This window comes from Priestia aryabhattai B8W22 (assembly GCF_000956595.1).
Taxonomy (GTDB): Bacteria; Bacillota; Bacilli; order Bacillales; family Bacillaceae_H; genus Priestia; species Priestia aryabhattai.
The window spans coordinates 1-13,193 of sequence record NZ_JYOO01000058.1; the positions used below are offsets into that span (position 1 = coordinate 1).

The following is a 13,193-nucleotide window of genomic DNA, read 5'->3' on the forward strand; positions in this document are numbered from 1 at the left end:
GAGATTTTTTTATTATTTAGCTAAAGCTTGAGTTTTTAATGCTTCAGCTTTGTCTGTGAACTCCCAAGGAAGCTCCACATCTGTACGGCCAAAGTGACCGTAAGCTGCTGTTTGCTTATAAATTGGGCGACGTAAATCAAGCATTTTAATGATGCCTGCTGGACGTAGGTCAAAGTTTTTGCGTACTACATCTACTAGTACTTCTTCAGAAACTTTTCCTGTACCGAATGTATCAATTGAAATAGATACTGGCTGTGCAACACCAATTGCATATGCTAGTTGTACTTCACATTTATCAGCAAGATCAGCTGCTACAATGTTTTTCGCAACATAACGAGCTGCATAAGCTGCTGAACGGTCTACTTTTGTTGCGTCCTTACCAGAGAATGCACCGCCGCCGTGACGAGCATATCCGCCGTAAGTATCAACGATAATTTTACGACCAGTTAAACCAGCATCTCCTTGAGGGCCGCCGATTACGAAACGTCCTGTTGGGTTAATGAAATACTTTGTATTTTCATCAATTAACTCATTTGGAACAACTGGATTAATAACATATTCTTTTAAGTTACGTTGAATTTGCTCTAACGTTACTTCTGGGTGATGCTGAGTTGAAATAACAATTGTATCGATGCGAACAGGTTTGTTGTTTTCATCATATTCAACTGTTACTTGTGTTTTACCATCTGGGCGAAGGTAAGGAAGAATTTCTTCTTTACGTACTTCTGTTAGACGGCGAGCAAGTTTATGAGCTAATGAAATTGGAAGAGGCATTAATTCTTTTGTTTCGTTACATGCATAACCAAACATTAACCCTTGGTCTCCAGCTCCGATTGCTTCGATTTCTTCATCGGACATTTGACCTTCACGTGCTTCTAACGCTTGGTCTACACCAGCAGCGATATCAGCTGACTGCTCGTCGATAGATGTTAATACTGCACAAGTTTCAGCATCAAATCCGTATTTTGCACGAGTATAGCCAATTCCTTTAATTGTTTCACGAACTGTTTTAGGAATATCCACGTAAGTAGAAGTTGTAATTTCACCGCTTACTAAAACTAAACCAGTTGTTACGCTTGTTTCACAAGCAACACGAGCATTTGGGTCCTTTGCTAGGATAGCATCAAGAATTGAGTCAGAAATTTGGTCACAAATTTTATCGGGATGTCCCTCTGTAACAGATTCTGACGTGAACAGACGACGTTGTGTTGACATCAGTTTTCCTCCTTATAAATACGATACATTGTGATACGGTACTCATTCCCTTATTTTCATTACACGTTAAAAAATATAAAAAAACCTTTCCTTGTATCGAGGAAAGGTATCAAATTCTACATAAGCCTTTCACTCTTATCGATCAAGGTTGTGCCCTTGCATCAGGTTAGCACCTTATCGTCTACACAAAAAAATGACGATGGTTGCTGGGTTTCACAGGGCCTGTCCCTCCACCAGCTCGGGATAAGAGAGTATCCGTTCAAGGACATATAATACATGAAAAAGCGCTTCACTGTCAACAACATTCAAATGGAAATCATCTCTTTATGTTTGAAGCTGTTTTAATGTAACATACTCAAATTTAAAAATAGTATACCTTATTAAGAATGAAAACGAAGTTTGGTTAACAAGACAGATTTTTAAAAAGGCTTTCATTTAAAATACCTTCACTTTTTTCGCTTCTAGCACATATACATGTGTCTAAAATAGGTATAACGTACATTTTTTTATAATACACAAACATTTTTAGTTAAATAGTATAGAATAATTAAATAAATGTGTTATACTAATTATAAATTTCAAACATTAATGAATAAATAATAGCTAAAAAAGGAAGGTAGTGCACATGAGTACTGTTGATATGTCTATCGAATTAAATGGTTTGCTTCAATTAAAAACAACAAAACACCAATTATCTGTTCCACAACTTGTTGAAAAAATTCTAGCTCGACGCGAAGGAACGCTGACTTCTACAGGTGCTGTGTCAGTCGAAACCGGAAAATATACAGGTCGCTCTCCTTTGGATAAATTTATTGTAAGCGATGCTGTATCTTCAAAAACGGTTGAATGGGGACCGGTCAATCAGCCAATTTCTGCTCAGCGATTCGATGCGCTATACAAAAAAGTCTTAACCCACTTAAAGAAGCAGGATGAACTTTTTGTTTTTAATGGATATGCTGGAGCTGATAAAAAGTATCAGTTACCAATTCAAGTAGTTAATGAATTTGCATGGCACAACCTATTCGCTCAGCAGTTATTCATTCGCCCTTCAGCTGAACAAAAAACAAATGATGATGTGAAGCCGTTTACAATTGTAGCAGCTCCAACGTTCAAAGCTGATCCTGAAACAGACGGGACGAATTCTGAAACCTTCATTATTCTTTCATTAGAGCGACGGATTGTGCTAATTGGAGGAACTGAATACGCTGGTGAAATGAAAAAATCTATTTTCTCAGTGATGAACTTCTTGCTTCCCCAAAACAATATTCTATCCATGCACTGTTCTGCTAACGTAGGAGAAGAAGGTGACGTTGCATTATTCTTTGGTTTATCTGGAACGGGTAAAACAACGCTTTCTGCTGATGCAAACCGTCGTTTAATCGGAGATGACGAGCACGGTTGGTCAAGCTCTGGTGTATTTAATATTGAAGGAGGCTGCTACGCGAAGTGCATTCAGCTTTCCGAAGAAAAAGAACCGCAAATTTTTAATGCAATTCGCTTCGGCGCCGTACTGGAAAATGTAGTGTTAAATCAAAATACGAAAGTAGCAGATTACAATGATAATAGTTTAACAGAAAATACTCGTGCCGCTTATTCAATTGATTCTATTGATAATACGGTATTGCCAAGCGTTGCTGGGCACCCTACAGCTATTGTCTTTTTAACTGCTGATGCCTTCGGCGTCTTGCCTCCAATCAGCAAGCTTACAAAAGAACAAGCGATGTACCATTTTCTGAGCGGATACACTAGTAAGTTAGCTGGAACAGAACGCGGCGTAACATCGCCACAGGCCACTTTCTCTACATGCTTTGGTGAGCCTTTCTTACCTCTTGCTCCAACAACTTATGCAGAAATGCTAGGAAAGAAAATCGATGAACATAACGTGAATGTCTACCTTGTAAACACTGGATGGACCGGCGGTGAATACGGCGTGGGTGAACGAATGAAGTTAAGTTACACTCGAGCTATGGTTCAAGCAGCTCTTGAAGGAGAACTAGCTAATACCGAAACAGTAACAGATGCTATTTTTGGTTTATCAATTCCAACTCATGTTCCGGGAGTTCCTGATGAAGTGCTTCAGCCTTCTAAAGCATGGAACGATGCAACAGCTTATAACCAAAAAGCAACTGAACTTGCCGCTAAATTTAAAGCGAACTTCAAGCGTTTTAATGATATAGCAGCTGACATTTCAACATTGGGCGGACCTAGAGTCTAATAAAAAACCGATCGTCTTATAGACGATCGGTTTTTTAGTTAGTCGAATGTAATTTGGTCAGTTCATATGTGACAATGGTTTTTTCCTGTTCCATTTCTACCTTACGCACAACAGCAGTTCCAATACATTCTCCATTTTTCGTTTTGTGAATGTTTAATGGAATATCTAAAGGATACAGGCGATATCCTTTTTTCTCAACTTGAAAAATGTTATCCGTTACACGCTTTTCGTTGCCTTTTGTCACAATCATTGTATTTAATTCTAGCGGCATCCCCATTTTTTCTCACTCCTCACTGTTATTCTACTTGTTTTTTCTATCGTAGCATATCTTTTATTGCGCTTTCATCCACTTCGTTAACTTCTTTACCGTTTCTCGGTTTTCTTTTGGTGGAAAAGCATGCGGAAAGTTTTCGAAATACCAGCTGGTAACTTTTTTATTAGACTTCTTTAGTTTAGATTCGAGCTGATAGGAATGATCAATCGACACGTTTTTATCTTCTAAACCATGAATAAGCAAGACAGGCGGCTCGACGAGATGAGCACGATGCAAAGGTGTCCTCCATTCGTATCTTTCAGGATATTTAGAAGGAGTTCCTCCAATCACCCGCTTCATCATTCTTCTTAAATCTTCTCTTTCTTCATATGTCAATACCATATCCGTGACGCCTCCCCATAGCACAAGAGAACGGCTGTCTTTTTTTTCAATGGCTGTGAGTAAAGCCATCACTCCCCCTCTTGAAAACCCAAAAATATGAATGCGGTCATGGTGGACGTTAGGAAGCTGTTTCAGTAAATCGTAAGCAGCAAAAGCATCGTAACGATCATCTCCTGCAAAATCTTCGTTTCCTTCGCCTCCTTGATTTCCCCTATAGAACGGAGCCATCACAATAAAACCTTGAGAAGCAAATTGAATGAGTCGAGCAGGACGAACCGTTCCTACGTTCTTAATACCTCCTCTTAAGTATAAAAAGCCGTCATACATTCCTTTTTCTTTTGGCTCTGCGAGCATTCCTTTAATCTTAAGCCCTTGACATGCATATGTAATCACCCACAGCGCCACGCGAGGGTTTGATGATGGGAAACGCTGTTTATGAAGAATTGTTCCATCTTTCATTTTTTTCCTCCATTCTTTATATAACTAGCCTGCTTTCTTCCGCCAAGGTTTACTTTCAGTCGTTGACTAATACTTCTTTGATTTTCCACATAGTTATATAGGCACTCACCTTCTTCCACTTCTTTACATACATTATCATAAAATATTTTATTATTTTAAGGAGGTTTGCTTTATGAAACCAATTAAATGGCTTTTTTCTTTGCTTGCTATCATGATTTTACTCATTCCACTAATTAGCTGCAGCAAAACAACACCTGTACAAACGGTTCGTGTCGGCGAAGTAACTCGCTCTATCTTTTATGCTCCCCAGTACGTCGCTATTTCAAAAGGCTTTTTTGAAGAAGAAGGACTAAAGGTAGATTTAAAAACAACGTGGGGCGGAGATAAGACAATGACGTCACTTTTATCTGATGGTATCGACGTCGCCTTAGTCGGCTCGGAAACTTCAATCTACGTATATGCACAGGGGTCTAGTGATCCCGTCATCAATTTTGCACAGCTAACCCAAACCGACGGAACATTTCTAGTAGCGCGTAAAAAGGTCGATCAGTTTTCATGGGATCAGCTTAAAGGCAAAACGTTTCTTGGTCAACGCAAAGGCGGCATGCCGCAAATGGTAGGAGAATATGTGTTGAAACAGCATAATATTGACCCTAAAAAAGATGTAAAACTCGTTCAAAACATTGATTTTGCTAACGTTGCGAATGCTTTTGCTTCTGGTACTGGAGATTACGTTCAATTATTTGAGCCAACGGCTAGTATTTTAGAGAAACAAGGAAAAGGACATATCGTTGCTTCCTTCGGAAAAGAATCAGGAACAGTTCCTTATACAACATTTATGGCCAAAGAAAGCTATTTAAAAGATAACCCTGAAGCAGCAGCTAAATTTACTCGAGCTATTTACAAAGCACAAAAATGGGTGAATACACATAGCACAGATGAAATTGCTGAAGTGGTTGCACCGTATTTTGAAGATACACCTAAAGAAACGCTGAAAACCGTGATTGATCGCTATAAATCCCAAAAATCCTTTGCAACTAACCCTTTATTAGATCAAAAAGAGTGGGATCATTTACAAAAAATCATGGACGAATCTGGAGAACTTCCAAGACACATTGATCACAGCAAGCTAGTCAACACAAAATTCGCAAAAGATGCAATGAGTGAGTAATATGACAAAACTTCACATTCAAGATGTTCAGCATATGTATCTTACGACAAAGTCTGCTACCACTGCACTTGAACATATTAATTTGTCTATTGAAGAAGGAGAATTTGTTTCCTTTCTCGGCCCAAGCGGATGTGGAAAAACGACGCTTCTATCGATTATTGCAGGCTTGATTGAACCAACGTCCGGCTCTGTCACAATAGACGGTGAAAATATCGGAACATCAGTCCCAAACATCGGTTATATGCTTCAACAAGATTATTTGTTTCCGTGGAAAACCATTAAAGAAAATATTTTACTTGGGCTTGAAATTCGCGGACAGCTAACAGATAAAACAGAGAGTAAAGCATTGCTGCTCCTAAAAGAAATTGGTCTACAAGGCGTAGATGACCTATATCCACACCAGTTATCCGGAGGCATGAGACAACGCGTCGCTTTAGTCCGAACACTTGCCATCGACCCCGCTATTTTACTCTTGGATGAACCTTTTTCAGCACTAGATTTTCAAACAAAACTTAAGCTTGAAGAACTTGTCTCCAAAACGCTGATGACTTATCAAAAAACGGCTGTTTTGGTCACGCACGATATCGGCGAAGCCATTGCTATGAGCAGCCGAATCTTTTTATTCTCAGCCAAGCCGGGAAAAATCGCAAAAACATTCACGGTTCCTTCTATTTTACGAACCCTCTCTCCGTTTGAAGCACGACAGCACCCTGTCTATAACGACTTATTTATGGACATATGGAAGGAGCTTGATCAACTTGAAACCCACTAGCTCCCTAGATACTCTTCACGAAAGCTACCTTCGCAAGGTTCGGGTCGAAAAACGATTAGTACTGAGCGTGCAGCTGGTCATTTTCTTAGCCTTTTTTAGCTTATGGGAACTTGCTTCTCGTTTAAAGTGGATTGACCCTTTAATCTTCAGTTCCCCTACTAAAGTATGGCATTTATTTTTAATTAAACTTGCCGACGGCTCTCTGGCAGAACATATTGGTTTTACGTTATTTGAAACAGTTCTTGGCTTCATTTTAGGCACAGTGCTAGGTATTTTACTTGCCACGGCTCTTTGGTATTCAACTAGGCTTGCACATATATTAGACCCTTACCTCGTTATTTTAAACGCCATGCCAAAAGTAGCGCTGGGCCCTATTTTAATTGTAGCTATCGGTCCAGGATTTTTTTCAATCTTAACGATGGGGGCCATTATATCCGTTATTATTACATCCATCGTCGTTTACACAGCATTTAAAGAAGTGGATCCAAACTATATTAAATTACTAAAAAGCTTTGGGGCAACGAAAAGCCGCTGTTTTAAAGAAGCAATCTTGCCAGCTTCCATGCCTGCCATTATTTCTACATTTAAAGTAAATGTCGGTTTATCTTGGGTAGGCGTCATCGTAGGAGAATTTTTAGTTTCTTCAAAGGGGCTTGGATATATGATTATTTATGGTTTCCAAGTCTTCAACTTCACTCTTGTTCTTCTCAGCTTATTATTAATTGCCATTTTCGCTACGATTATGTACCAAGGCGTGGCTTATTTAGAAAAGAAATTGATCCGACGCTCATAAAAAAATACCCCCGTACAAACGGGGGTATTTTCGTTGACATGATGCTTTCACAAAAATGTTCGCTTTACATATTTCATTACATACTGCAAAACATTATCTTTCATGATGAAGCTGTACGCATCATCTTGTTGAATGCCCGAAGGTAGTTCATCAATCATTACGGGACCATCCGTTTCCATGTAGTCTTCTTTCTTAATTACATTTCCAATAGTAGCAAAATAAATATTTTTAATAATGGTCTTTCCTTTGCTTACTACTTTATATTGACCAATATAAGTTAAAGAAGAGACTTCTCCGCCTGTTTCTTCAAATACTTCTCGAACCGCTGCTTCTTCTGGTACTTCATTGCCTTCTAGTTTTCCTCCGGGAAATTCTAAACCTCGTTTTGAGTGATTCGTTAGCAACCATTGATTTTCATACCTGCATACGACCCAAACATGACGTGGAGTTTTCGAGAATGGATTTTTTTCAAATGATAAAAATACTTGATTATGATATGCATCCTTAAATGTGTACATGGTCGACTCAAACTCCATTTGATTTTTCCCTTATTTTATCATACATTACGGCCATACCTGATAAGAAAAGTATGCTCGTACTTTTTTTCTTTGCTTTTTACCCCTTATTCCGTTCTATCTGAAGATAAAATATTCATCTGTTTGATATGTGATTTTGTTTCATCGTCTCCCAGCTGATAAAGCAGGGCATATATGTCAACTGTCGTTTTATCGTACATATCATTTTGAGAATCATGATGATATTCCAGATACGGAATATGTGATCGCCAAAAGCTTGACCAATCGCTTGAAGCACGCTGATCTAAATACGTTCTCAGCTTCTCCACTTCTTCATCTGTTGCTTCAATCGCATAATTCCAATCTGAAGCAGTATTTGACTGATTGATTTCTCCTGAACTTAGGGATACATAATATTTTTTTGTCATGAAAGATATTCAGCTCCTTCTTTCTAGTGCCAACTTATCTTTCTTATTTGTATCTTATTCTTTTTTTATACACTCTACGATTTAAAGCGGTCTTTTAAAATCGCTATTGCTTTTTTTAACGGCTCTGGAATTGGAATTCCTACAATTCCTGCATTTTCTGTAATTGAAATCATTTCGTTTAAAATATAGAACAAAATAGCTCCATCTCGAATAATATGACCGTTTTCCCAGAATACAGAATCGATAAAGTTTGCTACCGCAATCATGGCAAAAATAAAAATCTTTTTGGCAATTCCTTTAAAACCTACTTTGCTAGATAAACGTTTATTTATAAAAGCTGCAATTGTACCCGTCAAGTAATCCATTGCCACTAATGCTACTAAAGCCATTAGTAAATAGTCCCACTCTCCAAATAAAAAAAAAGCCAGTGAACCTAAACTTGAGATTATCAAGACAGAAAGCTTCTGCATATCCACTTTTTTCACCCTTTCAGCAGTCATATCCCTACAGTATATGCCGGTGAAAAAAAAGTGTTCGTCCATCTTATCGTAAAAAAACCTGCGATTGCTCGCAGGTTTTACTTACTTGCCTAGGAATGATTTTAACATCCACGTATGCTTTTCCAAGCTTTGATGAATGGCTAAAAGCATGTCCCCTGTTGTTTCATCGCCCGCTTCACCGGCTGCGTCCATTCCTTCTTTTAATTCAGCAGTTAGCGTATCAAAATCGCTTACTAAAGAAGCAACCATATCTTTAGCCGTTTCGCTTCCATCAGCTTCCTTAATAGAAGAAAGTTCTAACGATTCTTTCATTGTCGCCACAGGTTTTCCTTCTAATGCTAAAAGGCGTTCTGCAAGGTCATCAATAATTGTAGCTGTTTCCGTATACAGCTCTTCAAACTTTTCATGAAGAGTGAAGAATTGTTCACCTTTTACGTACCAGTGAAAATTATGGAGTTTTATGTACATTACACTAAAATTTGCTACTTGTTTATTAACGATTTCATTTACATTTACTTCCATTTTTTTCGCTCCTTTATGAACTCTTTGTATAGTATAGTTGTACCCTTTTTTAGTTGATTAAAACATTTTTTTCATAAAAAGAGACATTTCCCTTTCTTTAGACCCAGAGAAAATTCTTCATCTTTTTCCAAATAAAATAAGCAGCCCAGCGGACTGCTTATTTTTAGCCAAATACTTTTTCTAAATCTTCTTTGTCCTGTTCTAACCAGAACTTCATCAAGCGTTTTGCTCCTTCTAAATCGTGAAGTTTCGCTTGGCCGCACTGCTTTTCATTTGCTGCTGGAATTTCAGTAATGTTAATTGCATCTTTTAACGTATCGTCCAGCAAATCAATAATTTCACGTACAGTCGGCTCACCGCTCACTACTAAGTAGTATCCCGTTTGACATCCCATAGGCGAAATATCAATAATATCAAAGTGATCGTATTTTTCTACATGAGTACGAATATTAAAAGCTAATAAATGCTCTAACGTATGAATAACGTCCGGCTTCATTGCTTGTTTGTTTGGTTGGCAAAAACGAATATCGAATTTATTTACAACACCGTCGCTTCCCACTTTGTGAACACCGCAGTGTCTTACGTAAGGTGCTTTAACCGCATTATGGTCTAGCTCAAAACTTTCTACTGATGGCATAATACCACTCCTTTTTTCTTCTTTCACCTATCATAACATGCAATTCCGATATATTTCATCCATTTAATAACCTTTATTTCTTTTAGTTGCTTTTTATTCCTTCTATCCCTTATAGTATGAGCAAACACGAAAGAAAGAACGTGATAATAAATGATTGCAAAGCTTTTGCTTTTACTTATAAAAGGTTATCAAAAAGGAATTTCACCTTTTTTTCCGGCAAGATGCCGCTTTTACCCTACCTGCTCACAGTACGGAGTTGAATCCATTAAACGTTTTGGTGCCGTAAAGGGATCTTATTTGACTGTAAAACGCATTTTAAAATGCCACCCTTTCCATCCGGGTGGCATTGATGAAGTACCTGAGAAAAAATCACACTAGGCTTTAGTTGTTTTCGATTGCTTCATATCCATTTACAACAACATCTAGCTTTCCTGTATTTGGATCAATAACTAGTCCATGTACAGGAGTATCTTTTGAGAATAGAGGGTGTTTACGGATTGTCTCTACACTATGCTGAACAGTCTCTTCTACTGAATCAAAACCCGTTAACCATTTTTTCAAGTCCATAGAATATTCAATGGTATTAATCACTTCATCTGATATGCCTTTTGCTCTTACTTTCTCTAAAAAAGGTTCTGCCTGAAGTTTACCTGCTCCACAATCGTGGTGACCAATTACACATACCTCATCAGCTTGTAGCTCGTACACAGCTACTAAAATGCTTCGCATAATACTTCCAAATGGATGTGAAACAAGCGCTCCTGCGTTTTTAACAATTTTCACGTCTCCGTTACGCAGATTTAAAGCGTGCGGAAGCAATTCTACCAATCTTGTGTCCATACACGATAAAATGACCATTTTTTTATCAGGGAATTTGCTTGTTTCGTAAAGTTCATACTTCTTTTCTTCTACAAATTTTTGGTTAAATTCTAAAACGTCTTGTAATAAGCTCATCTGCTGTCTTCTCCTTTATAAAAAAATTCTTTCTTGTATTATAATACTTTTTCCTATAAGATGAAAAGTGTTAAATCGTAATCATTATTATTTATAAACAAGAAAGTAGGTTATAACAGTGAAAAAAATTCCCGTTACCGTTTTAAGCGGATACCTTGGTTCAGGTAAAACAACTCTTTTGAACCATATTTTAAAAAATAAAGAAGGTTTAAAAGTCGCGGTTATTGTCAATGACATGAGCGAAGTAAATATTGATGCAGACTTAGTTAAACAAGGCGGATTTTCCCGAACAGAAGAAAAACTTGTTGAAATGCAAAATGGCTGTATTTGCTGTACGCTTCGAGATGATCTAATGAAAGAGGTAGAACGCCTAGCTGACAATGGTGATATTGATTATATTGTCATTGAATCCTCTGGAATCAGCGAACCTATCCCTGTTGCCCAAACATTTACTTATATTGATGAAGAGCTTGGCATTGATTTAACTCAAAAATGTTCCTTAGATACAATGGTCACTGTAGTAGATGCTAATCGCTTTTGGGAAGACTTTTCATCCGGCGAAAGCCTATTAGACCGTAAAGAAGGAACAGATGAAAACGATAAAAGAGAAGTGGTTGATTTATTAATCGATCAAATTGAATTTGCAAACGTCATTTTGTTAAACAAAGTTGATTTGTTAACAAAAGATGATGCAGATGAGCTGCAGGCTGTTCTTCACAAATTAAACTCAGAAGCCACTGTTATCCAAACAATTAATAGTGAGGTAAGCCTTGAAGCCATACTTCATACCGACTTATTCGACTTTGAAAGAGCTAGTCAAGGAGCCGGGTGGATTAAAGAACTAAATGAAGAACACCATACGCCTGAAACGGAAGAGTTTGGTATTTCTTCTTTTGTATACAGAAGAAATCGTCCCCTTCATCCTGAACGCTTTATGAAATGGTTAGAGAACTGGCCGGTTGATATTGTACGTGCAAAAGGATTTTTCTGGCTTGCTTCACGTAACCATACGGCAGGACTTCTTTCTCAAGCAGGTACGTCCATTATGATTCAAGGAGCGGGTGAATGGGTGGCGACGTACACAGCAGAGGAAAGAGAACAAACCTTAAAAGAAGAACCTGAATTACGAGCAAAATGGGATGAGCAATTTGGAGACCGTATTAACGAGCTTGTGTTCATTGGTATTGATATGAACGAAGCTGAAATTATTAAAACATTAGACCACTGTTTGTTGACAACTGAGGAAATGAATCAGGATTGGACTACTTTCAAAGATCCTCTTCCGAAGTTTACAGTAAGTACGTAAATTTTTAGTTTTCAAATCGTAATAATTACGATATAATAACATAGGTCATAAATGGTTACGATACGAACGGAAGGAGCAACATAATGAAATTCAAACCACTTTTAATGGTGCTGGCATTAGGAATTGGAACAGTCCTTGCAGGGTGCAGTTCAAGCAGTGCAAATAACGCATCTGATAATAAAAACAAAAAATTAGAAGTTTACACAACAATTTACCCTTTACAAGATTTCACTGAAAAAATCGGTGGAAAATATGTAGAAGCTAAAAGTATTTTACCAACTGGTGTAGATGCTCACTCATTTGAACCTACCACAAAAACAATGGTCAAAATCGCCAACGCGGACGCATTTGTTTACTCAGGAATTGGACTTGAAGGTTTTGCAGATAAAGCACAGTCTACGCTAAAGAATGAAGATGTCGCTTTAGTAGAAGCTGCAAAAGGAATTGAACTAGCAAAGAGTTCTGAAGATGAGCATGCCCACGAGGACGAACATGCACATGAAGAAGAGCATAACCACGGAGATACAGACCCTCACGTTTGGCTTGATCCTATTTTAGCTATTCAATTAGCAGAAAATATTAAAAATGAACTTGTTGAATTAAAACCGGATAAAAAAGCAGAATTTGAAAAGAATTTCCAAACGTTGAAGACCCAGCTTGAAGATGTAGACCAAGAGCTAAAAACAACCATTGGCGACGCACCTCATAAAGAAATTTTAGTATCACATGCAGCCTACGGCTACTGGGAAAAACGATACGGCTTAAAGCAAATTAGCGTAGCTGGTTTATCTCCTACAAATGAGCCGTCTCAAAAACAATTAGAAAACATCGTAAAACAAGCAAAAAAAGACCATATCAAATACTTTATCTTTGACCAAAATTTAAAGCCTAAAGTGTCTACGCTTGTTAAAAATGAAGTGGGAGCTCAACCTTTAACACTTCATAACTTAGAGTCATTAACAAAAAACGATGTTAAAAATAAAGAAGATTATTTTTCGATTATGCAGCACAACATTGATACGTTGAAAAAAGCATTATATTAATAAAAAAA

General features: G+C 37.7%; 16 protein-coding genes and 1 riboswitch. Of the genes, 7 read left to right on the top strand and 9 right to left on the bottom strand.

Annotation, left to right across the window (positions count from 1 at the left end; all coding sequences use genetic code 11):
- Positions 1-12 precede the first annotated feature (12 nt).
- Positions 13-1,215, bottom strand: coding sequence for a methionine adenosyltransferase (metK, locus tag N178_RS25085; protein WP_013059536.1), 1,203 nt, complete (start codon positions 1,213-1,215; stop codon positions 13-15).
- A gap of 132 nt (positions 1,216-1,347) precedes the next feature.
- Positions 1,348-1,465: riboswitch (SAM riboswitch) on the bottom strand.
- A gap of 375 nt (positions 1,466-1,840) precedes the next feature.
- Here metK and pckA point away from each other — a divergent pair.
- Positions 1,841-3,430 (top strand): phosphoenolpyruvate carboxykinase (ATP), encoded by a 1,590-nt coding sequence (gene pckA / locus N178_RS25090; protein ID WP_045295564.1) that lies wholly within the window; start codon positions 1,841-1,843, stop codon positions 3,428-3,430.
- Positions 3,431-3,464: 34 nt separating this feature from the next.
- Here the strand turns inward: pckA and N178_RS25095 are convergent, their stop codons facing one another.
- Together N178_RS25095 and N178_RS25100 are read right to left on the bottom strand one after the other, a co-directional pair.
- Positions 3,465-3,707, bottom strand: a complete 243-nt coding sequence (locus N178_RS25095; protein ID WP_028411849.1) for a DUF2584 domain-containing protein — start codon at positions 3,705-3,707, stop codon at positions 3,465-3,467.
- Between the two features lie 54 nt (positions 3,708-3,761).
- The gene (locus tag N178_RS25100; RefSeq protein ID WP_045295565.1) at positions 3,762-4,544 is read right to left on the bottom strand and encodes an alpha/beta hydrolase family protein; all 783 of its coding nucleotides are present in this window, start codon (positions 4,542-4,544) and stop codon (positions 3,762-3,764) included.
- 172 nt (positions 4,545-4,716) lie between these two features.
- On the opposite strand from N178_RS25100, the gene N178_RS25105 reads away from it, so the two are divergent.
- From N178_RS25105 to N178_RS25115, 3 genes are read left to right on the top strand one after another with little or no spacing between them, the layout of a single operon-like run.
- The gene (locus N178_RS25105; protein WP_045295566.1) at positions 4,717-5,715 is read left to right on the top strand and encodes an ABC transporter substrate-binding protein; all 999 of its coding nucleotides are present in this window, start codon (positions 4,717-4,719) and stop codon (positions 5,713-5,715) included.
- Position 5,716: 1 nt separating this feature from the next.
- Entirely contained in the window at positions 5,717-6,487 is a 771-nt protein-coding gene (locus N178_RS25110; RefSeq protein ID WP_025750714.1) for an ABC transporter ATP-binding protein, read from the top strand.
- Entirely contained in the window at positions 6,474-7,280 is an 807-nt protein-coding gene (locus N178_RS25115; protein WP_045295567.1) for an ABC transporter permease, read from the top strand. Before N178_RS25110 ends, N178_RS25115 begins: the two co-directional genes overlap by 14 nt.
- 47 nt (positions 7,281-7,327) lie before the next feature.
- Here N178_RS25115 and ytkD read toward each other — a convergent pair whose 3' ends face one another.
- The 5 genes from ytkD to N178_RS25140 all read right to left on the bottom strand — a co-directional run bounded on the left by ytkD (position 7,328) and on the right by N178_RS25140 (position 9,882).
- Positions 7,328-7,798, bottom strand: a complete 471-nt coding sequence (ytkD, locus tag N178_RS25120) for an RNA deprotection pyrophosphohydrolase (RefSeq protein ID WP_013059543.1) — start codon at positions 7,796-7,798, stop codon at positions 7,328-7,330.
- Between the two features lie 104 nt (positions 7,799-7,902).
- Complete coding sequence (locus N178_RS25125) at positions 7,903-8,223, bottom strand: hypothetical protein (protein WP_045295569.1); 321 nt, start codon at positions 8,221-8,223, stop codon at positions 7,903-7,905.
- A gap of 74 nt (positions 8,224-8,297) precedes the next feature.
- On the bottom strand, positions 8,298-8,723 hold the full coding sequence (locus tag N178_RS25130; protein WP_045295571.1) for a phage holin family protein: 426 nt from the start codon (positions 8,721-8,723) through the stop codon (positions 8,298-8,300).
- Positions 8,724-8,804: 81 nt separating this feature from the next.
- Positions 8,805-9,245: a Dps family protein gene (locus tag N178_RS25135; protein ID WP_043975884.1), complete on the bottom strand. Its 441-nt coding sequence runs from the start codon at positions 9,243-9,245 to the stop codon at positions 8,805-8,807.
- A 163-nt stretch (positions 9,246-9,408) separates the two neighbouring features.
- Positions 9,409-9,882: an S-ribosylhomocysteine lyase gene (locus N178_RS25140; protein ID WP_013059547.1), complete on the bottom strand. Its 474-nt coding sequence runs from the start codon at positions 9,880-9,882 to the stop codon at positions 9,409-9,411.
- A 150-nt stretch (positions 9,883-10,032) separates the two neighbouring features.
- Here N178_RS25140 and yidD point away from each other — a divergent pair, with 150 nt between their 5' ends.
- Entirely contained in the window at positions 10,033-10,260 is a 228-nt protein-coding gene (yidD, locus tag N178_RS25145; RefSeq protein ID WP_045295576.1) for a membrane protein insertion efficiency factor YidD, read from the top strand.
- A 3-nt stretch (positions 10,261-10,263) separates the two neighbouring features.
- Here the strand turns inward: yidD and N178_RS25150 are convergent, their stop codons facing one another.
- Positions 10,264-10,836 carry a beta-class carbonic anhydrase gene (locus tag N178_RS25150; protein ID WP_045295577.1) on the bottom strand — a complete coding sequence of 191 codons (573 nt, stop codon included), beginning with the start codon at positions 10,834-10,836 and terminating at the stop codon, positions 10,264-10,266.
- 118 nt (positions 10,837-10,954) lie between these two features.
- Here N178_RS25150 and N178_RS25155 point away from each other — a divergent pair, with 118 nt between their 5' ends.
- Both N178_RS25155 and N178_RS25160 read left to right on the top strand, forming a co-directional pair.
- Positions 10,955-12,142 (top strand): GTP-binding protein, encoded by a 1,188-nt coding sequence (locus tag N178_RS25155; RefSeq protein ID WP_080890257.1) that lies wholly within the window; start codon positions 10,955-10,957, stop codon positions 12,140-12,142.
- Positions 12,143-12,225: 83 nt separating this feature from the next.
- Positions 12,226-13,185: a metal ABC transporter substrate-binding protein gene (locus N178_RS25160; protein ID WP_045295578.1), complete on the top strand. Its 960-nt coding sequence runs from the start codon at positions 12,226-12,228 to the stop codon at positions 13,183-13,185.
- Positions 13,186-13,193: the final 8 nt, after the last annotated feature.

Excerpts from the sequence above, each read along its gene's own strand:
- N178_RS25130 (WP_045295571.1), bottom strand. The coding sequence starts at position 8,723 with ATGACTGCTGAAAGGGTGAAAAAAGTGGATATGCAGAAGCTTTCTGTC.
- N178_RS25100 (WP_045295565.1), bottom strand. The coding sequence starts at position 4,544 with ATGAAAGATGGAACAATTCTTCATAAACAGCGTTTCCCATCATCAAAC.
- N178_RS25110 (WP_025750714.1), top strand. The coding sequence starts at position 5,717 with ATGACAAAACTTCACATTCAAGATGTTCAGCATATGTATCTTACGACA.
- metK (WP_013059536.1), bottom strand. The coding sequence starts at position 1,215 with ATGTCAACACAACGTCGTCTGTTCACGTCAGAATCTGTTACAGAGGGA.
- N178_RS25150 (WP_045295577.1), bottom strand. The coding sequence starts at position 10,836 with ATGAGCTTATTACAAGACGTTTTAGAATTTAACCAAAAATTTGTAGAA.
- N178_RS25105 (WP_045295566.1), top strand. The coding sequence starts at position 4,717 with ATGAAACCAATTAAATGGCTTTTTTCTTTGCTTGCTATCATGATTTTA.
- N178_RS25095 (WP_028411849.1), bottom strand. The coding sequence starts at position 3,707 with ATGGGGATGCCGCTAGAATTAAATACAATGATTGTGACAAAAGGCAAC.
- N178_RS25135 (WP_043975884.1), bottom strand. The coding sequence starts at position 9,245 with ATGGAAGTAAATGTAAATGAAATCGTTAATAAACAAGTAGCAAATTTT.
- yidD (WP_045295576.1), top strand. The coding sequence starts at position 10,033 with ATGATTGCAAAGCTTTTGCTTTTACTTATAAAAGGTTATCAAAAAGGA.
- N178_RS25140 (WP_013059547.1), bottom strand. The coding sequence starts at position 9,882 with ATGCCATCAGTAGAAAGTTTTGAGCTAGACCATAATGCGGTTAAAGCA.
- N178_RS25125 (WP_045295569.1), bottom strand. The coding sequence starts at position 8,223 with ATGACAAAAAAATATTATGTATCCCTAAGTTCAGGAGAAATCAATCAG.
- N178_RS25160 (WP_045295578.1), top strand. The coding sequence starts at position 12,226 with ATGAAATTCAAACCACTTTTAATGGTGCTGGCATTAGGAATTGGAACA.
- pckA (WP_045295564.1), top strand. The coding sequence starts at position 1,841 with ATGAGTACTGTTGATATGTCTATCGAATTAAATGGTTTGCTTCAATTA.
- ytkD (WP_013059543.1), bottom strand. The coding sequence starts at position 7,798 with ATGTACACATTTAAGGATGCATATCATAATCAAGTATTTTTATCATTT.